This is a genomic window from Marinobacter sp. AC-23, from assembly GCF_001858325.1.
In the GTDB taxonomy this organism is placed as follows: domain Bacteria; phylum Pseudomonadota; class Gammaproteobacteria; order Pseudomonadales; family Oleiphilaceae; genus Marinobacter.
Genome location: NZ_MBPP01000001.1, coordinates 46086 through 66836 on the forward strand (window position 1 = coordinate 46086; position 20751 = coordinate 66836).

Consider the following 20751-nt stretch of genomic DNA (forward strand, 5'->3'; position numbering starts at 1 on the left):
AATGCGATGAATGAAAAACATGAATTGCGGTTATCTGTGGCCCAGCGGTATCATAGACATTAAACGGCAGTAGAGAGCTTCAAAAAAGCGACCTCCAGAGAGTGAGAGAGAATCATGGCGGGCAAGACCTTATACGACAAGTTGTGGGACGATCATTTGGTAAAGCAGCGGGACGATGGTTCTGCGCTGATTTACATCGATCGTCAATTATTGCACGAAGTAACCTCGCCTCAAGCTTTTGAGGGGCTGCGCTTGGCCAACCGTAAGCCTTGGCGCATCGATGCCAACCTGGCCACGCCAGATCACAATGTTCCCACAACTGATCGCGCGAAAGGCATTGAGGGCATTGTTGATCCGGTTTCCCGTATTCAGGTCGAAACTCTGGGCAAGAACTGCGACGAGTTCGGCATTCTTGAATTCAAGATTATGGATAAGCGCCAGGGTATTGTGCATGTGATCGGGCCAGAGCAGGGCGCAACCCTGCCGGGCATGACCATTGTTTGCGGTGACTCTCATACGTCTACTCACGGTGCGTTTGGCTGTCTTGCCCACGGTATAGGTACGTCTGAAGTTGAGCATGTGCTGGCTACCCAGTGCCTGGTTCAGCAAAAGATGAAGAACATGCTGGTTAAAGTGGACGGCCAGCTTGGCAAGGGTGTTACCGGCAAAGATGTGGTACTGGCGATCATTGCAAAAATCGGTACTGCCGGCGGTACTGGCCACGCCATCGAGTTTGGTGGTGAGGCTATTCAGAACCTCAGCATGGAAGGACGAATGACCATTTGTAACATGGCCATTGAAGCCGGTGCGCGTGTGGGAATGGTTGCTGTTGATGGCACCACAATCGAATACGTGAAAGGCCGGCCCTTCTCGCCCAAGGGCGAATCCTGGGACGCTGCCGTTAAATACTGGCGCACGCTGCACAGCGATCTGGATGCGGTATTTGATAAAACTGTTGAGCTAGACGCCGCAGATATTCTGCCGCAGGTTAGCTGGGGCACTTCGCCGGAAATGGTTGTTGGCATTAACGGCCACGTGCCGGATCCCGCGAAAGAAGAAGATCCGATCAAGCGCGAAGGCATTGAGCGGGCCCTGAAATATATGGGCTTGCAGCCAAACCAGGCCATTACAGACATCAAGCTGGACAGGGTGTTTATTGGCTCCTGCACCAACAGCCGTATTGAAGATCTGCGGGAAGCGGCCGTTGTGGTTAAGGGGCGCAAAGTTGCAGACAGTCTCATGCAGGCCATGGTTGTGCCGGGTTCCGGTTTGGTTAAAGCACAGGCAGAAGCGGAAGGGCTTGACCAGATTTTCATTGAAGCAGGCCTTGAGTGGCGTGATCCCGGTTGCTCTATGTGCCTGGCCATGAACGCAGATAAGCTGGGGCAGGGCGAGCACTGTGCCTCTACCTCTAACCGTAACTTTGAGGGCCGGCAAGGCTTTGGTGGACGTACTCACTTAGTGAGCCCCGCCATGGCAGCCGCCGCCGCAATAGCCGGCCATTTTGTTGATGTTCGCGAACTGCTGAACTGAGCCACAGGAGAGAACTGAACCATGCGCGCATTTACGCAACACCAGGGCCTTGTGGCCCCCATGGACCGTTCCAATGTGGATACGGACATGATTATTCCCAAGCAGTTTTTGAAGTCCATCAAGCGTACGGGCTTTGGCCCGAATCTGTTTGATGAGCTGCGCTACCTTGATGAAGGCCAGCCGGACCAAGACAGCTCCCAGCGCCCGTTGAACCCGGATTTTGTGCTTAACCAGCCACGTTATAAAAACGCCAGTGTACTCTTGGCCCGTAGTAACTTTGGCTGTGGCTCTAGCCGCGAACACGCGCCCTGGGCTCTTGATGATTACGGCTTCAGGGTGATTATTGCGCCCAGCTTTGCTGATATTTTCTACAATAACTGCTTTAAGAATGGGTTGTTACCTATTGTTCTTGAAGCAAATATTATGGAGAAGCTGTTTCAGGAAGCTGAGGCTGCGGAAGGCTATGAGCTGACGGTAGACTTGCAAGCGAAAACCGTGATTACACCGTCTGGTGAGTCTTTCAGTTTCGACGTGGATGATTTCCGTCGTCACTGCTTGCTCAATGGTCTCGATGACATTGGCGTTACCCTTGAAGACGCTGAACGCATCAAATCCTACGAAGATCAGCGCCGAGAAACGGCACCTTGGTTGTTTGGTGCTGGGCAATAAGCTTGCCTTTAGCACATCGCTGTACAGGTGATATCTAGTTTAAGCCGGATGTGCTTTGCGCTATCTGGCAACCATTAACTTGTCGGGCCTGTGAGGCCCGGCATTCAGAGATTTGGAAGTTCATTATGTCCAGAACTGTACTTCTTCTGCCGGGTGACGGCATAGGCCCGGAAATCGTTGCGGAAGCTGAAAAAATCCTGCACGCCATTAATGAAAAATTTGACCTGAAACTCACCTTCGAGTCGGGCTTGGTGGGCGGTGCCGCACTGGACGAAACAGATAATCCGTTACCGGATGAGACGCTAGAAAAAGCACGCAAAGCCGATGCTATTTTACTGGGGGCTGTAGGTGGTCCAAAGTGGGACGGCCTGCCCATGGCAAAGCGGCCTGAGAAGGGGCTCCTTGGCCTGCGTTCAAATCTGAAACTGTTCGCTAACCTGCGCCCTGCTATTCTTTACCCGCAATTGGCGTCGGCATCGTCCCTCAAGCCCGAGGTGGTTTCGGGTCTTGATATTATGATTGTGCGCGAGCTTACCGGGGGGATTTACTTCGGTCAGCCACGGGGTGTTCGTGAGCTGGAAAGTGGCGAGCGTCAGGGCTACAACACCTACGCTTATACAGAGTCTGAAATTCGCCGCATTGGCCGTGTTGCGTTCGAAGCCGCGCAGCAGCGCAGCAAAAAATTGTGCTCGGTGGATAAGGCCAACGTGCTGGAAGTAACCGTTTTGTGGCGGGAAATCATGAACGAGCTACAGAGCGAATACCCGGACGTAGAGTTGTCTCATATGTACGTTGATAATGCCGCGATGCAGCTGGTTCGCGCGCCCAAGCAGTTCGACGTGATTGTGACTGGCAACATGTTTGGTGATATTCTATCGGACGAAGCGGCCATGCTTACTGGTTCAATTGGTATGTTGCCATCGGCTTCGTTGAACTCTGAAAAGCAGGGCATGTATGAGCCCTGCCATGGTTCAGCGCCCGATATAGCCGGTAAAGGTATTGCCAATCCGCTGGCTACGATCATCAGCGCCGCAATGATGTTGCGGTACAGCCTTGATGAAGAAAAGGCGGCTGCGGCCATTGAAGCGGCAGTAAATAAAGTATTGGATCAGGGCCTCCGTACGGCCGATATTATGTCGGAAAACGGTACCCGGGTTTCGACCCGTGAAATGGGTGATGCGGTACTGGCTGCTCTGTAATTTACGACAATACCTGATAGCAACACGACGCGGTTGCTGCGGATCATTCATCCTGTCCCTGCCAGCGATAAAGGCTGAGGGCGGGCATAAATTGAGGTTCAAGGGTCGCACATGAAGCGAGTTGGACTTGTAGGTTGGCGTGGCATGGTGGGCTCAGTGCTCATGCAGCGCATGCGCGAAGAAAATGATTTTAGCGATATCGATCCGGTATTTTTCTCCACGTCGCAGACTGGTCAGCCAGCGCCTGATGTGGGCAAAGAGGGGGTTCCTCCCTTACAGGATGCCTTTGATATTGAAACCCTTAAAACCCTGGATGTGGTGCTGACGTGTCAGGGCGGCGATTACACCAATGCGGTTTATCAAAAGCTGCGCGATGCAGGCTGGAAGGGTTACTGGATTGATGCGGCCTCTGCACTGCGGATGGCGGATCACTCGGTTATTGTTCTGGATCCGGTTAACCGCAACGTGATCGACGCAGCTTTGGAAAGCGGCGTGAAAGACTATGTAGGTGGTAACTGCACAGTTAGCCTGATGATGCTCGCCCTTGGTGGTCTGCTGGAACAGGACCTGATCGAGTGGGTGTCTCCCATGACCTACCAGGCCGCATCTGGCTCCGGCGCTCAGAATATGCGCGAACTGCTTAACCAGATGGGTGAGCTTAACCGCAGCGTTGGGGAGGAGCTGGAAAGCCCGTCTTCTGCGATTCTGGAGATTGACCGCAAAGTAACCGAAACCATGCGTTCCGGCGAGTTTCCTACCGAGCACTTCCAGGTGCCTCTGGCAGGCAGCCTTATCCCGTTTATCGACAAGCAACTTGATAACGGCATGAGCAAGGAAGAGTGGAAGGCTGGGGTAGAGACCAACAAAATTCTTGGTCGCTCGGACAACCCGATTCCTATTGATGGCCTTTGTGTGCGAATTGGTGCCATGCGCTCCCACAGCCAGGCGCTGACCATCAAGCTGAAGAAAGATCTGTCGGTCGCGGAAATAGAGTCCATTCTGGCGAAAGCCAACGATTGGGTTAAGGTTATCCCTAATGATCGTGATGCGAGCATTGCGGAACTGACCCCTGCCAAGGTAACTGGCACGTTGAGTGTGCCTATCGGACGCATCCGTAAACTGGCCATGGGGCCGGAGTATATTTCTGCGTTTACTGTAGGCGATCAACTGCTGTGGGGGGCCGCTGAGCCCTTGCGCCGCATGTTACGAATCTTGCAGGAGCGTTAAGAAATGTTACACAGAGGCAATTAATGCCAACTGTGTCCGGTTTCAGGAAACCGGTTAGGGGGCGGAGGCTGATTTCAGGCTCCGCCCCTGTTATTTTCAGGGGCACTAGGGAGTTCCGTGCAACTGATAAATAAATGGTGCAAGGATTGCAGCTGATTGATTGATAAAAGAGGCTTTATCAACAATACTTGCCGGGCTGAAAGTTAAATACGCGACATATTAATCCAGAATAATCCAGACGGAAGTCACCCCACCTCGTCCGATTCTGTTAAAAAAACAGTCGCGGATAACGGAGACTGGAAAGGAAAAAGCATGAAGGTACGCAAGCTTGCGGTTGCACTGGCGTTGGCGGGAGGGCTCGGTTCGGGCGTCGCTCAAGCCTCGGGCTGGGTGAAATTGAACTTCAGTCCTATCTGAATGAACCGATGGACGCCGAAATTGTTCTGCCACAAAGCCAGGGTGTTGATCCCGGCGACGTGTTTGTGAACATAGCCCCAGAAAGGGCTTACCAGCGACTGGGCTTGGAGCGGAACCAATTTCTTGGAAAGCTTCGTTTCGACGTAACGACCCGCGCCAATGGCAGCCTGGTGGTGAATGTCTCCTCACGTGAACCTCTGAGAGAGCCGTACCTCAACTTTCTACTGGAACTCACCTGGCCAAGTGGTCGGTTGATGCGCGAATACGCTGTTCTTGTAGATCCACCGGTTTACGCCGAAGAATCTGGTGTTTCCGAATCGGTACGGGCGCCATCTAATGCGCAATCTCGCCCCGCACCTTCCGCTCGCAGCTCTGAGTCGGTTCGCCGCCAGGCACAGGTAGAACAGTCCAGCGGAAGTGGTTACAGGTCAGATACTTTCGGCCCTACAGGCCCCTCTGACACTCTTTGGACCATTGCCTCCGCGGTTCGCCCAGATAACAGCCTCTCTATGCAGCAAGTCATGCTGGCACTGCAGGATCTGAATCCGGACGCATTTATCGGTAGCAACATCAATCGGCTAAAGCGTGGCCAGGTTTTGCGTGTTCCCACCGCGAACCAGATCCGCCGCCGCAGTCCCGCTGAGGCAATCCAAATAGTTGCGCAGCAGAATCAGGAATTCCAGAAGCCGAAACGCACTGTTGATGCCACACCAGCACAGCAGCCTGAGGGTGGCGGTGCAGGAGAGGTTGCAGCTAGCGGTGATGAGCTAAAGCTCCTGGTTGCAGATGACAAAGGTGGCCGGAGTGAAACCGAGGGTGGTTCGGCAGGTGGTGATAGCCAGCTTGCAGGCGGCGTAGATGCCGGTGCAGCCGTGGCCATGGAGGAGCTCGAAAGCGCCCGCCGCGAAAACGACGAACTCAATAGCCGGGTTGACGATCTGCAGGATCAGGTAAAGACGCTGCAGCGTTTAATCGAGCTCAAGAACAACCAGCTAGCAGAGGTTCAACAAGGCGCTGCTGTGAGTGATGCCGCAGCCCAAGATGCTCCGATGCTGACGCCGATGGTGCCGTGACGGACCAAGCTGAAACGGTTGCCGATGCCACGGAGCAGGGTGTTGAGGCAAGTCAGACGGAAGTTTCTGGCGTGGCGGCTACCGCGGATGACGCCGCCTCTGCCGACATAGGCGCCTCTGAGGCACCTTCAGAATCAGAGCAAGAAGCGTATCCAGCGAGACTGAAGTTGCCGAGGCGGAAGTTGCGTCTGACGCACAACCGGTTGCTGATGATGCTGGTACTGATCAGGATGGTGACGTTGCACGCAGCGATGTAGCTTCGGTTGCAGGCGATCAAACAAAGCAGCCAGCGCAAGCCGAAGTTCCTGAGGCCAAGGCTCAGCCGAAGCCAGAGCCTGTCGTCGACAAAGGCTTTCCGGGTAACGTCATTGATGCGATTACCGGCAATACCATGTATCAGATTGCGCTAGGTGGCGGCCTGATTCTTCTTCTGTTGCTTCTACTGCTGCTTGCGCGGCGCAGTGCAAACCGCGAAAAAGCATTTTATGAGCAACTGAATAGCGATACTGATGGGCCAGACGATAGCTTTGACCTAAGCCTTGACGATGACGAGCCGGAGCAAAGTCAAGCCGGCGACGCGCTTGAAGAAGCTGGTGCCTATGTTGCTTATGGTCGTTACGATCAAGCTGGTGAGGTTTTGGAGACTGCTATTTCCCGTGAGCCCAGCCGCACAGACTTGCGCCTGAAGCTCCTTGGGGTCTATGCAGATAATCAGGACCGTCAGTCGTTTGAGAAGCAGTTTGGCGAAGTTGAGGCCCTAGACGACGATGAAGCGATTGCCCAGGCAAATGAGCTTCGTTCCCGGCTTGAAGAAGCTGAATCAATGCCTAGCATTGATGATCTCGAATCACAGCTTCGCTCCGGGTCGTTTGTCGATGAATCAGAGGCTTCCAATGAATTTGAGGCTGACGAACCAGAGCAAAGAGACAGCGAGTTCAGTGAAATCGATTCTGCTTTTGCCAATTTCGATCTTGATGCCTCCGATGACGTAGAACGGTCTACTGACACTGACACCGATGAAGAGGAAGCGAAAGACGGGGATGATGGCCTGATCGAATACGATCTGTCAGGCTTGAACTACCGGAAGCTGAAGCTAAAGGTGAAGTGCCAGAAGATGTTGCCGAAGAGGAGAGTGATTTCTCTTCCTTGGAAATAGATCTGGATGAGCCAGAGGCTGATGAACCCCTTGAGGACTCACTTGACGATTCGCTGAAGTTTGGTATGGACAACGAAAGCACGGGGATTGATTCTCTCGACGAGTCTTTCCTGGACGAGCTGGATGCTGAGCTGGATAAGGTTGCGGGTGAAGACGAGGAGCTTGGTGGTTCCGAAATGGAAGAGTCTACGCTTGACGATTTGGAGCTTGATGTATCCGATGAGGATCTCGCCCTTATGGAGGAGTTCTCGGATTCTGCAGATTCCGCCAATGCTGTTTTTGAAGGCGACGAGTTGTCTCTGGACGATGAGCTGGAACTTGAAGATAGCCTCCGTGAAGACGACCTGAACGATGACGATCTCGAAGGTATAGAATCCCTTGGGGATTTAACTGAAGAGTCGGATGATGCCCTTGTAGATGAAGAGCTTCCGGTTGCCTCTGATGAAGTTCGGGATGAAGCTCCGAAATCACCCGTTCCCAATCTCGATGAAGACGATCTGGGTGACGACGATGATTTCGATTTTCTCGCCGGAACTGACGAAGCCGCAACCAAGCTTGACTTGGCAAGGGCTTACATCGAGATGGGTGACAGTGACGGTGCCCGTGACATTCTTGAAGAGGTCGCTCTCGAAGGAGATGGCGAGCAGAAATCTGAAGCTCAGGATCTGCTTAAAAATCTGTCCTGATCCGTTATAATCGGATTATCGAGGTAGCAAACGCCGGCCGCCGGGGATTATCCCGGCACTCAGCCGGCGTTTTGTTTTTACAGCAACATACTTTTCGGGTTCACACTTGTTTCTCTACCCTCAGGAACTCACAGCGGATAACGCCATCGGCGGTGGGCGAGTTGCTCTCGCTTTCGAATACGACGGTCGCAGCTTTCATGGCTGGCAGTTGCAGAAGTCCGGAGTTCGTTCGGTAGAGGCAGAGCTGGCGAAAGCCGTAGCGAAAGTTGCAAACCATCCAGTAGATCTGGTTTGTGCCGGTCGCACCGATGCTCGGGTGCACGCAAGTTACCAGGTCGCACACTTTGAGACGCCTTCCATTCGTAGCCTTCGTTCATGGGTTATGGGCATCAACACCGCATTGCCGTTTGACATTGCCGTACACTGGGCAGGAAACGGCAGTGATGATTTTCATGCCAGGTTTTCTGCAATTTACCGGCGTTATCGCTACGTTATCTATAATAGCCCTGTAAGGCCCGGCATACAGCGCGGGCAGGTAAGCTGGATCTTTCGCGAGCTGGACGCAGAGCGTATGCACGAAGCAGCTCAGGCGCTTGTTGGTGAGCATGACTTTTCGTCATTTCGCGCTGCTGGGTGCCAATCCCGAACACCGGTTCGTTTTCTTGAGCAGATAAACGTAACCCGAAAAGGCCACTTCGTCGTAATTGATGTGCAGGCTAACGCTTTTTTGCACCACATGGTTCGAAATATTGCCGGGGCCCTCATGGCTGTAGGCACTGGAAGTAAGTCGTTATCATGGATTCATGACATACTGCTAGCCAAAGATCGAACGCTAGCCGGAGTGACCGCGCCGCCCCATGGCTTGTATTTGGTCGATGTGGGGTATCCGGAAGGTTTTCCTTTGCCAGCAGCTGAATGTGGCCCGGCCTTTTTAAGACCCTGGTTCAACAAAGCCGAAAACAGTCCGGTGTATCCAACGCATATTCATCTGAAGCAAAAACCGGTACAAGCGCCATGAGTACACGCGTCAAAATCTGTGGCTTAACCCGTATTGGGGATGTTGGAGCTGCCGTTGATGCGGGGGCCGATGCCCTGGGGTTTGTGTTTTATGACCCCAGCCCCCGCGCCGTTACCATTGAACAGGCCAAGGTTCTTGCCCGGAACGTGCCTGCGTTTGTTTCTGTTGTTGGGCTGTTTGTGAATCCGTCTGAAGCGTTCGTCAGAGAGGTTCTTGATAGGGTTCCACTGGATTTGCTTCAGTTTCACGGCGATGAAACCGCAGAGTTCTGCAACCGGTTTGGCCGGCGCTGGATAAAGGCTGTGAGGGTTCGCGAAGCCGGGCAGATTGAACGGGCTATGCGCGAATACCGTCAAGCCTCTGGGCTTTTAATAGATGCTTGGGATCCTGACCGTTACGGAGGCACCGGACACTCATTCAACTGGGATTTGATTCCTTCAGAGCGCCCGCTGCCCCTTATATTGGCCGGTGGTTTGTCATCTGCTAATGTGGCCGACGCTGTTGAAAAGGTGAAGCCCTGGGCTGTTGATGTTAGCGGTGGTGTTGAAAAAGCTAAAGGCATCAAAGACATCGAAAAAATTTCTGACTTTGTTAAAGAGGCTCACCGTGCCTAATAGAGAGGCTCACCGTGTCTAATAGAGAGGTTGACCGTGTCTGAAAAACTGACTGAAGAAATGCTGGCTGCATTGCCAGATACGCGGGGGCATTTTGGCGCCTTTGGCGGACGATTCGTTTCCGAGACGTTGATGGATTCCCTGATGACTCTCGAAAAAGAATACCTTCGGCTAAAAAAGGATCCTGAGTTCCAGGCCACCTTCGACAAAGATCTTGCAGATTATGTCGGCCGCCCCAGTCCGCTGTATTTTGCTGAGCGACTGACCCGGGAAACCGGCGGAGCCCAAATCTGGCTGAAGCGCGAAGATCTTAATCACACCGGTGCACACAAGATAAACAACACCATTGGCCAAGCCCTGTTGGCTAGCTTTTTAGGTAAGAAGCGGATCATCGCTGAAACCGGCGCCGGACAGCATGGTGTTGCTACCGCAACGGTGTGTGCGCGCTTGGGGCTTGAGTGCCACGTTTTTATGGGAGCTGAAGACGTACAGCGCCAATCCCTGAACGTTTATCGCATGAAGCTTCTTGGTGCCCAGGTGCACCCGGTAGAAAGCGGAAGCCGCACGCTTAAAGACGCCATGAACGACGCCATGCGTGACTGGGTCACTTATGTTGAAGAGACCTTCTACATTATCGGCACGGTTGCGGGCCCGCATCCGTACCCGCTGCTGGTTCGCGATTTTCAGTCAGTCATCGGTCGTGAAACTCGCCGTCAGTCGTTGGAGAAAACCGGGAAGTTACCAGACGCCCTGGTTGCTTGTGTAGGCGGAGGATCCAACGCTATTGGTATGTTTTATCCGTTTCTGACCGACGAATCCGTACAACTTTACGGTGTGGAAGCCGGTGGGCTTGGTATCGAAACGGGGCAGCATGCGGCGCCTTTGTGTGCTGGCCGCCCGGGGGTGCTTCATGGTAACCGCACGTATTTGATGGAAGATGAAAACGGCCAGATTTCAAGCACTCACTCGGTCAGTGCAGGTCTGGATTATCCCGGTGTAGGGCCAGAGCACAGTTGGTTAAAAGATATCGGGCGGGCTAACTATGTGTCGGTAACCGACGATGAGGCGCTAAAAGCGTTTCGCATGCTCACCTTGGTTGAAGGTATCATGCCTGCACTGGAAACTGCCCACGCGGTCGCTTACGCCGTAAAGCTTGCAGCCACGATGGATAAAGATCAGATGGTCGTCATCAACATATCTGGTCGCGGCGATAAAGACATTCATACCGTTGCACAGTTAGATGGTATTGAAATCTGAATAACTGACAGGAGCAGGCATGAGCCGAATTGAAGGGGTTCTTCAGACCCTCAAAGGACAAGGCCGAAAGGCACTTATTCCCTTTATTACCGCCGGTGATCCTCACCCAGATGAGACCGTGGGGCTAATGCACACTATGGTCGATGCCGGGGTTGATATCATCGAGCTGGGCGTGCCGTTCTCTGATCCCATGGCCGATGGCCCGGTGATTCAGTTGGCCTGTGAGAGGGCACTCAAGCACGGCACGTCGTTGCGCCGGGTTCTGGCGATGGTAAGCAAGTTCAGAGAAACCAATAACACAACACCAGTGGTTTTGATGGGCTATCTTAATCCTATTGAAGCCATGGGCTACGAAACCTTTGCAGATGCTGCAGTAGCAGCGGGAGTCGATGGTGTTCTTACGGTGGATCTACCGCCGGAAGAGGCCGATGAGGTCGCGCCGCTGTTCTCCGAGAAAGGGCTGGATCCCATTTTCTTGCTGGCGCCAACCACTACCGATGAGAGAATTCGTGCAATTGCCGATCACTCTTCGGGATATGTGTACTATGTTTCATTTAACGGCGTGACCGGAGCTGCCAAAATAAACGTGGATGAAGTAGCCGCCAAAGTGGCGCATATCCATGAGTTGACGGCATTGCCCGTTGGCGTTGGCTTTGGTATTCGCGATGCAGAAACAGCCGCAGCCGTGGGACGGGTATCCGATGGTGTAATTGTTGGCAGCGTGTTAGTCGATACAATAGCCAAAAATCAGGCAGATATCGAAGAGCTTAAACGGGCACTGACGGATCTGCTTAACCCGATGCGTGAAGCACTGGACAGCCTGGCTTCCTGACCCGAAAGGTAGAGGCAGACTGGAATCAAAGGACAGGATAAAACCATGAGTAACTGGCTGGACAAGATAATGCCGGGCAAAATTCGCTCGGAATCCAATCGCAGAACAGGCGTACCTGAAGGGCTTTGGAAAAAGTGTCCTAAGTGTGGCGCCTTTCTCTACAAGCCGGAATTGGAGAGAAACCTGGATGTTTGCCCCAAATGCAATCATCACCTGAGGGTTGCTGCCCGTCGCCGTCTCGACATTTTTCTTGATGAAGAGGGGCGGGAAGAAATCGGCGAAAACCTGGAGCTTGGGACAGACTGAAGTTCAAGGACACCAAGCGCTACAAAGATCGTCTTGCCCAGGCTCAGAAAACCACGGGGGAGAAAGATGCCCTTATTGCCAAGAAAGGCAAAACGTTGGGTGTTCCGCTGGTGGCCTGCTCCTTTGAGTTTGGGTTTATGGGTGGCTCCATGGGACAGGTTGTTGGAGAAAAGTTTGTGCAGGCGGCCAATGTTGCACTTGCAGAGCGTATTCCTCTGGTCTGTTTTTCCGCCAGTGGTGGCGCCAGGATGCAAGAAGCCATTCTCTCGCTTATGCAGATGTCCAAAACCGCGGCTGTGCTTGAGCGCATGAAGCAGGAAGGCATACCTTACATCTCGGTGATGACGGATCCGGTATTTGGCGGAGTATCTGCGAGTCTTGCAATGCTTGGGGATCTCAATATTGCCGAACCGAATGCCCTGATTGGCTTTGCGGGCCCGCGAGTAATTGAACAAACGGTTCGCGAAAAATTACCCGAAGGTTTCCAGCGTAGCGAGTTTTTGCTGGAGCACGGGGCAATCGACATGATTCTTCATCGCCATCAGATGCGCGAACGTATTGCGCACGTGCTGGCCAAGTTCGCCGGGCAGGAACGGCCGGGAACAGACGAGCCTATTGAATTTGAGATAACGGAAAAACCAGACGTTGATGTCCCAGCTGAGTAAATCGAAATCACAGCCCCCAAACGCACCGGGGGCTGGTGCTACTCTTCAGCAGTGGTTGTCGTGGCTGGAATCTATCCACCCTACCGAAATTGATCTTGGGCTTGACCGGGTTCTTGTGGTGTTACGCCGCCTGTTCCGGAAAAAGCCAGCGGCACGGGTGATTACAGTTGCCGGAACCAACGGCAAGGGCAGCACCGTTGCCACCCTCGAGGCTCTTTTGCAGGCCTCGGGTCGGCGTACCGGCGCCTATACCTCACCGCACCTTCAGAACTACAACGAACGCATCCGGATTGACGGCAAAGATGTTGACGACGCGACCCTGATATCGGCGTTCGAAAAGGTTGAGTCAGCTCGTGGCTCTGTCACGCTTACCTACTTTGAGTTTGGCACTCTTGCGGCGTTTGTTGCGCTTGGCGAGTCTGGTGTGCAGGACTGGATTCTTGAAGTGGGCCTTGGTGGCCGGCTAGATGCAGTAAACGTAATAGATGCGGATCTTGCGATTATCACCTCTGTGGATATTGATCACGTGGCGTTTCTAGGTGACAACCGTGAAGTCATTGGATTTGAAAAGGCTGGTATTCTTCGGCCGGGTATACCGGCGATTGTCGCCGATATAGATCCGCCAAGCTCCGTTCTGCAACAGGCAGCTGCTCAGAAGGTGGCGCTGGTCAGAGCAGGGCAGGATTACACCATTCGTGAAACGCTAGCAGGCAATGGCGAAGCCTCTGCACTCTGCATTACCAGGGCCATGCCATCAGCTACCCACTGGGCCGTTGCCGGTCCAAAGTGCGGCCGCTGCGGTTATGGCAATGCGGACACTTGATCCGGATATGAGCATATCTGTTCTGGAAAATACTCTGGTTCAAGTAAGTGTACCGGGGCGGTTTGAGCGCCTCGAGCGGAACCCCGATCTGTATGTGGATGTGGGTCATAACCCCCATGCTGCCAATTGGCTATCCGCACGACTTAAAGTGCTGAAAGTTGGTGGCCGGAAGATTCATGCCGTTTACGCAGCACTTATGGATAAGGATGTGGAAGGCGTGGCCCAGGCTATGGCTTCCGTTGTAGATTCCTGGCATTTGGCCGGGCTTGATGTGCCGCGAGGTTTGGGCGCAGAAACATTGAGAGCAAAACTTGCACCTTGTAATCTGGAGCAGGTGAGCGTTCATGATTCTGTAGCTAATGCTGTCGCGGCAGCGAAAGCCGGTGCTGCCTCTAATGACATTCTTATTGTATTTGGCTCATTTTTCACTGTTGCGGAAGCGCGCAGGCTGTTTTTTTAAGCTCGAAGACCCCGTCTTAAACTTTGTCCATAGCCCGCTTCAGGGCTTTGAGTTATTGCGAGTGGGCGGTTAGTATGTCGCAAGAAAAATGAATGGGGAGCCAAGTAACGTGGATGGACTGAAACAGAGAATAATTGGAGCGCTGGTGCTGGTTTCGCTGGCTGTTATCTTTGTTCCTATGGTCTTCGATGAGCCTCACTCAGAGCGCACCTCCACGTCTATCAACATTCCCGAAGAGCCACCTTTCCCGGAAGTTGAAGCGCCGGAGTCGGATATAGCACCGACACCTCCGTACCAGCAAGACCAAGCGTCGAATTCAAATTCAGCCAGCCAGGATTTCCGTATTCTCGAGAACGATGAGCCGGCAGCTCAGCCGGTTCAGCAAACGCGCAACAATACCACCCCTGATGTGGCCGACACTGTTGCCTCTCAACCGGCACCCCCCCAGCCTGAACCCTCGCAACCCAAGCCCGTTCAACAAACGACAGAGTCTCCGAAGAGTGCTGAACAAGCAAATGCCGAGTTTACACGGTCTTTGGAAGGTGCCTGGGTTGTGCAGTTGGGCAGCTTTGGCAATGGCGACAATGCTCGGCGCCTGCGGGATAAGGTTCGTGAGAAAGGTTACAGCTCCCATCTTCAGGAAGTCGTTCGTGGGGATAACACCCTTACGCGAGTTTTCAGCGGCCCTTTCGCTGAGAAATCCAAAGCAGAAGCTGCAAAGCGCACACTTGATAAAGCGTTCAGCCTGAACAGTCTGGTCACTTCTGGCGACAAATAACGCTTTTAATCTGCTTTATATCACTCAGGCGGTTTGGCGCGCCCGGGTTTCCTGATAGAATTCGCGCTTCCTTTTCTCCACCGGGATTTCCATGGACGCGCTGATCTGGATTGACTGGGTCATCATTGCCCTCATTACAGTTTCCACTCTCATCAGCCTGAAACGGGGTTTCGTAAAAGAAGCACTGTCTCTGGTTACTTGGATTGGCGCATTCATACTTGCCCGAACCTTTCACCCCCAGATGCAGGCTCTGCTCGAGAACACGGTTGAAACACCGCTTGTACGATTGATAGCAGCGTTTGCCATTCTCTTTTTCGGAACACTCATCGTTGGCGCGATCATTAACAACATGATTGGCCATCTGGTTCGCGCCACCGGGCTTTCAGCCACCGACCGAGTGCTGGGCATGGGGTTTGGGATGCTGCGTGGCATTGTTGTGGTTATTGTCGCGATTGCGTTTATCCGTTACACGCCTCTGGCCCAGGATACCTGGTGGCGGACGTCGGTGATGATTGACCGCTTAGCGGTGGTTGAAGACTGGTCCAGGCGAACATTCGGTGATGAGTTCGCCCGCTTTCTAGAGACGGATTCTCAAAAGGCCGTGGAACCCACGTCCGCATCTCGCTAACATTCATATTAACGCCCGGAGATTACCTAATCCATGTGTGGCATTGTCGGCATCGTCAGTACTTCCAACGTCAATCAGTCGCTTTATGATGCGCTGACTGTACTTCAGCACCGAGGCCAGGACGCGGCGGGCATTGTTACCTTTCAGGATGAACGTTTTTATCTGCGCAAAGACAACGGTCTGGTTCGGGATGTTTTTCACACGCGTCATATGCACCGGTTGGTGGGCAACGTAGGCATAGGTCATGTGCGTTACCCAACCGCAGGAAGTGCCAGCTCTGCAGAGTCGCAGCCTTTCTATGTGAACAGCCCGTACGGCATTACTCTGGCCCACAACGGAAACCTGACCAACGTCGACGAACTGAGCCGCGATCTGTTCCGTACCGACCTGCGCCATATCAACACCAACTCGGATTCGGAAGTACTACTGAACGTGTTTGCCCACGAACTGCAAAAGTTGGGCAAGCTTGACCCTACAAAGGATGATATTTTTTCAGCTGTAAGCGCTGTTCATCAACGTTGTGCCGGTGCCTATGCGGTTATCGCCATGATTACGGGGCATGGCATTGTTGGTTTCCGCGATCCTAACGGCATCCGCCCAGTATGTTACGGTGAACGGACCGATGAGTCTGGCCGTAAGGAATACATGATTGCGTCCGAGAGCGTTGCCTGAGTGCTGCTGGTTACACGTTGGTGCGGGACATTGCCCCCGGGGAAGCCGTTTATATTGAAACCGACGGCACACTGTATACCCAGCAGTGTGCTCATAATCCTCGCCTTTACCCTTGTATTTTCGAGCATGTCTATTTTGCGCGTCCAGACTCCATCATGGATGGAGTCTCCGTGTATAAGGCTCGTTTGCGCATGGGTGAAACCCTGGCAGATAAAGTGCTGCGTGAGCGCCCGGATCACGATATTGATGTTGTTATGCCTATTCCCGATACCAGCCGGACATCTGCCATGCAAATGGCCCACCGGTTAGGCCTGAAATTCCGCGAAGGCTTCATCAAAAACCGTTATATAGGCCGGACGTTCATCATGCCGGGCCAGACTATGCGCAAAAAGTCTGTGCGCCAAAAACTGAACCCTATCGATCTTGAATTCCGGGGTAAAAACGTAATGCTGGTGGACGATTCCATTGTTCGCGGCACCACCTGCAAGGAAATTGTGCAGATGGCCCGTGATGCGGGTGCCAGGAGGGTTTACTTTGCGTCGGCAGCGCCACCGGTGCGCTATCCCAATGTTTATGGCATTGATATGCCATCGGCCAAAGAGTTGATTGCCCACGATAAAACCGTTGATGAAATCCGCGACTTGATCGGGGCGGACTGGCTGCTGTATCAAGATCTTGAAGATCTTGTGACGTGTGTCAGCGATGTGAATGACAGCATTGATGGCTGGGAGTGTTCGGTGTTTACGGGGGAATATGTGACCGGTGATATTGACGCTGCGTACCTCAATCGCATCGATGAAGCACGTAATGATGTTACTCGCTCGGGAGGCGCCGATGCGACCTCGGGCGACAATGGCATCATTGACCTCCACAACGACGAAGACTGATTACCGAGCCTTATCAGGAGACGCTCATGACTTTTCACCGCGAAGAAACTGTACAGATCCCCGAATCGGATCTTGAGGGTATGTCTCTGGATACTCTGGCGGTGAGGGCAGGGCAGATCCGGACTGCTCAGCTGGAACATAGTGATGCGATTTTTCCCACGTCCAGTTTTGTCTATGGTAGTGCGGCTCAGGCGGCGGCGCGTTTCGGTGGCGAAGAGCCAGGCAATATTTATTCCCGTTTCACAAACCCCACGGTTCAGGCATTTGAGGCCCGAATAGCTGCTATGGAAGGAGGGGATCGCGCTGTTGCAACTTCATCTGGCATGGCTGCCATTCTGAGCACGTGTATGGCACTGCTGAAAAGCGGCGATCATGTCATCTGTTCCCGTGGTGTGTTTGGTACCACCAACGTGTTGTTCCAGAAGTACATGGCAAAGTTTGGTGTTGAAACCACGTTTGTAAGCCTTACAGACACCAAAGAATGGGCATCGGCACTGCGTCCGGAGACCCGCATGCTGTTCGTCGAGACGCCATCCAACCCACTGTGTGAGGTTGCCGATATGGAGGCGCTGGCAAGTCTGGCCCATGGCAATGACGCTCTGTTCGTAGTGGACAACTGTTTTTGCACGCCCGTGTTACAGCGCCCTCTGGAGCATGGCGCGGATGTGGTGATTCATTCGGCTACCAAATACCTGGATGGCCAGGGCCGTTGTGTGGGCGGTGTTGTTGTTGGCCCTGATAAACTCATGGACGAAGTATATGGCTTCCTGAGATCCGCAGGGCCCACCATGAGCCGTTTAATGCTTGGGTCTTCCATAAAGGCTTGGAAACCTTACCAATCCGTATGCGAGCTCACTGCGACAATGCGTTAGAGTTGGCAACGTGGCTGGAGCAGCAGCCGGAAGTGGAGCATGTGTATTACGCAGGGCTTGAAAGCCATCCACAACACGCCCTTGCAAAAAAACAGCAGAAAGGGTTTGGTGGGGTGCTATCGTTTTGTCTCAAGGGTGGCCGTGAAGAAGCCTGGAGCTTTATTGACGCAACCCGGATGATTTCAATTACGGCAAACCTTGGCGATGTAAAAACCACCATTACGCATCCGGCGACCACAACCCACGGGCGGTTGACCCCGGAAGACAAGTCCAGAGCTGGCATAACCGAAAACCTGTTACGCCTCTCGGTGGGTATAGAAGCAGTCGAAGATCTGAAAACAGATTTATACAGAGGTTTTCAGATGCTTCAGAACGCAAGTAACACTTAACGTTTGAGCATTCATGGCCGAATCTGCAAAAGCGAAGAAATCATCACAAGAACTGTCTGAGAAGCAGCTGCGCTTTCGTCGCCTGGCCGCGCAGGGTGCGCGTGAAGGAGCGGTGATCGGGCTCATTGCCCTATGCATTTACCTGTCCATGGCTCTTGTAACGTTTAACCCTGCAGACCCCGGCTGGGCCAGCATAGGGCATGATACCAACGTGCTTAACTCGGCTGGCCGTTCTGGCGCCTGGCTGGCAAGCCTGCTAATGGATTTCTTCGGTCATGTGGCCTATCTGTTTCCAATGATGGTGGCGGGTTACGCCATTATGTTAATCCGCCTCCGAAACGAACCTCTGGATTTGCACTGGCCCTTGTTCATGATGCGGTTTGGCGGGTTTTTGCTGATTCTGCTTTCCGCCACCAGCCTTCTTTCGCTGTATTCAGTATTTGGCTTGGCTGCCTCGTCTGGCGGGGTGCTTGGGACCGCTGTTGCCGATGCCATGGTGCGCTTTTTTAACTTGCCCGCAACCACCTTGCTACTGATAGCGATATTCCTCTTTGCTTTAACGGTTACGGTCGGGCTGTCCTGGTTCTGGCTCATGGATCAGCTGGGTGGGTTAACGTTGCGCTTGGGGCAAGCCCTGAAAAAGCTCGTGAGCTCTGACAAAGCAGAGTCGACCCCAGAGAATACGCCTACCTCAGTGGCGAAAACCGAATCTTTTAAAAAACCGCCCGCGCCAGCTGAACACGATGAACCTCGGCCCCGTTGGTGGCACAAGATTCCAGGCTTTGGTCCGCGCAAGGCAGCCAGCCCACAAACATCTGTGGGTGAGCGGATGGAGCCCGGCCTTGAAGGTTTCTCCGCCGCTGAAGAGGCGGAACCCGCAAGGTTGGAAAGTTTCAGTTCCCGCGATGAAGCGCCGGTTAAAACCAGCAAGCCGTCGCCAGCCCCGGACAAGCCCAAACCTGCTTCGGTGGGCGGACGATCGTTGAAAATATCGCCGTTCAAGAAGGATGATCAAAGGCCCCAGGCGACTAACGGGAAAAGTACACAATCTTCTCTGCTTGAGGATATCGAAAGCCCGATTCCGCCTATTTCGCTCCTTGATCCTCCCGAAGAGCACAAAGAAAGCGGCTACTCAGAAGAAGCCCTTGAGCACATGTCCCGCCTGCTTGAGGAAAAGCTGGGCGATTTTGGCGTGTCTGTTGAAGTGGTTGAGGTGAATCCGGGCCCGGTAATCACTCGTTTCGAGATCAAGCCCGCTGCCGGCGTGAAGGTCAGCAAGATTTCCAACCTCGCCAAAGATCTGGCTCGCTCACTTGCCGTGCTTAGCGTCAGGGTTGTGGAGGTTATCCCGGGCAAGTCTGTGGTAGGTATAGAAATTCCCAACGAAAAACGGGAAATCGTGCGCCTCAGCGAAGTACTCAGCGCAAGAGTATTCAGTGAATCCAGTTCGGCACTTACCATGGCCCTGGGCAACGACATCGGCGGCAACCCCATGGTTGCTAATCTCTCGAAAATGCCTCACCTGCTGGTTGCCGGCACCACTGGCTCTGGTAAGTCGGTGGGTGTTAACGCCATGCTGATCAGCATGTTGTTGAAGGCAGGGCCAGACGAAGTTCGCTTCATTATGGTCGACCCCAAGATGCTGGAACTCAGTATCTACGATGGCATTCCGCACTTGCTGGCACCGGTTGTTACCGATATGAAAGAGGCCGCAAATGCACTTCGCTGGTGCGTAGCGGAAATGGAACGCAGGTACCGTTTGTTGGCGACCTTGGGTGTTCGAAACCTTGCTGGCTACAATCGCAAGGTTAAAGACGCGGCAGAGGCCGGCGAGCCGCTTCTCGATCCATTTTGGAAGCCAGACGAATATCTGGCCAACGACGAGCAAGAGCGCCCGGAACTCGAGCATTTACCGTTCATCGTGGTCGTTATTGATGAATTTGCCGACATGATGATGATTGTCGGTAAAAAAGTGGAAGAACTGATCGCGCGAATTGCCCAGAAGGCGAGGGCGGCCGGTATTCACCTGATCCTGGCAACCCAGCGGCCTTCTGTGGATGTAATTACTGGCCTGATCAAAGCCAACATTCCCACCCGTATGTCGTTCCAGGTGTCATCCAAAATTGATTCGCGCACAGTGCTGGATCAGGGTGGCGCGGAACAGCTTCTGGGCCATGGCGACATGTTGTATCTGCCGCCTGGCTCTGGGCTCCCTGTACGGGTTCATGGTGCGTTTGTCGATGATGACGAGGTTCACCGCGTTGTCAGTGCCTGGAAGGCCAGGGGTGAGCCGGTTTATGTGGATGATGTGCTTAACGGTGCAGAAGGTGAGCATCTGCCAGGCGTGCCGACCTTAACTGAGGGCGGCGATAACGAGGGTGATGCGTTGTTTGATGAAGCCGTAGCCTTTGTAACAGAAGGGCGGCGGGTGTCGATATCCTCCGTACAACGAAAATTCAAGATAGGTTATAACCGGGCGGCCAACATTGTTGAGGCCATGGAAGCATCGGGTGTTGTCAGTGCGGCTGGCCACAACGGTGGCCGTGAAGTTTTGGCGCCGCCCCCACCGAGAGATTAGGAGTTGTATTTT

Annotated in this window: 15 protein-coding genes and 4 pseudogenes; all 19 read left to right on the forward strand. The window is 53.4% G+C overall.

The annotated features are described in order from the left end of the window. The first annotated feature begins 114 nt into the window (after positions 1-114). Complete coding sequence (leuC, locus tag BCA33_RS00190) at positions 115-1533, forward strand: 3-isopropylmalate dehydratase large subunit (protein WP_071262790.1); 1419 nt, start codon at positions 115-117, stop codon at positions 1531-1533. 21 nt (positions 1534-1554) lie between these two features. Next, positions 1555-2202 (forward strand): 3-isopropylmalate dehydratase small subunit, encoded by a 648-nt coding sequence (gene leuD / locus BCA33_RS00195; protein ID WP_071262792.1) that lies wholly within the window; start codon positions 1555-1557, stop codon positions 2200-2202. A gap of 125 nt (positions 2203-2327) precedes the next feature. Next, entirely contained in the window at positions 2328-3401 is a 1074-nt protein-coding gene (leuB, locus tag BCA33_RS00200; RefSeq protein ID WP_071262794.1) for a 3-isopropylmalate dehydrogenase, read from the forward strand. 111 nt (positions 3402-3512) lie between these two features. Further along, entirely contained in the window at positions 3513-4628 is a 1116-nt protein-coding gene (asd, locus tag BCA33_RS00205; RefSeq protein ID WP_071262796.1) for an aspartate-semialdehyde dehydrogenase, read from the forward strand. A gap of 312 nt (positions 4629-4940) precedes the next feature. Then, a pseudogene (locus BCA33_RS00210) lies at positions 4941-6165 on the forward strand (FimV family protein); the annotation flags it as partial. Positions 6166-6509: 344 nt separating this feature from the next. Continuing rightward, on the forward strand, positions 6510-7274 hold the full coding sequence (locus tag BCA33_RS20960; protein ID WP_071262798.1) for a FimV family protein: 765 nt from the start codon (positions 6510-6512) through the stop codon (positions 7272-7274). After that, positions 7265-7960, forward strand: a complete 696-nt coding sequence (locus BCA33_RS20965; protein WP_071262800.1) for a FimV/HubP family polar landmark protein — start codon at positions 7265-7267, stop codon at positions 7958-7960. The genes BCA33_RS20960 and BCA33_RS20965 overlap by 10 nt, the downstream gene beginning before the upstream one ends. 106 nt (positions 7961-8066) lie before the next feature. Continuing rightward, the gene (gene truA, locus BCA33_RS00225) at positions 8067-8978 is read left to right on the forward strand and encodes a tRNA pseudouridine(38-40) synthase TruA (RefSeq protein WP_071262803.1); all 912 of its coding nucleotides are present in this window, start codon (positions 8067-8069) and stop codon (positions 8976-8978) included. Further along, on the forward strand, positions 8975-9592 hold the full coding sequence (locus BCA33_RS00230) for a phosphoribosylanthranilate isomerase (protein WP_071262805.1): 618 nt from the start codon (positions 8975-8977) through the stop codon (positions 9590-9592). The genes truA and BCA33_RS00230 overlap by 4 nt, the downstream gene beginning before the upstream one ends. A 60-nt stretch (positions 9593-9652) precedes the next feature. Continuing rightward, on the forward strand, positions 9653-10849 hold the full coding sequence (gene trpB, locus BCA33_RS00235; protein ID WP_175469678.1) for a tryptophan synthase subunit beta: 1197 nt from the start codon (positions 9653-9655) through the stop codon (positions 10847-10849). 19 nt (positions 10850-10868) lie between these two features. Next, positions 10869-11681, forward strand: a complete 813-nt coding sequence (gene trpA, locus BCA33_RS00240) for a tryptophan synthase subunit alpha (protein WP_071262808.1) — start codon at positions 10869-10871, stop codon at positions 11679-11681. Positions 11682-11726: 45 nt separating this feature from the next. Next, a pseudogene (gene accD, locus BCA33_RS00245) lies at positions 11727-12652 on the forward strand (acetyl-CoA carboxylase, carboxyltransferase subunit beta). Further along, the gene (locus BCA33_RS20970) at positions 12636-13475 is read left to right on the forward strand and encodes a folylpolyglutamate synthase/dihydrofolate synthase family protein (protein ID WP_254774050.1); all 840 of its coding nucleotides are present in this window, start codon (positions 12636-12638) and stop codon (positions 13473-13475) included. Before accD ends, BCA33_RS20970 begins: the two are co-directional and overlap by 17 nt. A 7-nt stretch (positions 13476-13482) precedes the next feature. Further along, positions 13483-13935, forward strand: a complete 453-nt coding sequence (locus BCA33_RS20975; RefSeq protein WP_254774051.1) for a hypothetical protein — start codon at positions 13483-13485, stop codon at positions 13933-13935. Positions 13936-14044: 109 nt separating this feature from the next. Continuing rightward, on the forward strand, positions 14045-14713 hold the full coding sequence (locus BCA33_RS00255; RefSeq protein WP_071263226.1) for an SPOR domain-containing protein: 669 nt from the start codon (positions 14045-14047) through the stop codon (positions 14711-14713). 91 nt (positions 14714-14804) lie between these two features. Continuing rightward, positions 14805-15341 carry a CvpA family protein gene (locus BCA33_RS00260; RefSeq protein WP_071262810.1) on the forward strand — a complete coding sequence of 179 codons (537 nt, stop codon included), beginning with the start codon at positions 14805-14807 and terminating at the stop codon, positions 15339-15341. A 33-nt stretch (positions 15342-15374) separates the two neighbouring features. Next, positions 15375-16900, forward strand: a pseudogene (gene purF, locus BCA33_RS00265) (amidophosphoribosyltransferase). A gap of 26 nt (positions 16901-16926) precedes the next feature. Then, a pseudogene (locus BCA33_RS00270) lies at positions 16927-18161 on the forward strand (O-succinylhomoserine sulfhydrylase). Positions 18162-18174: 13 nt separating this feature from the next. After that, positions 18175-20739, forward strand: coding sequence for a DNA translocase FtsK (locus BCA33_RS00275; protein ID WP_071262811.1), 2565 nt, complete (start codon positions 18175-18177; stop codon positions 20737-20739). Positions 20740-20751 lie beyond the last annotated feature (12 nt).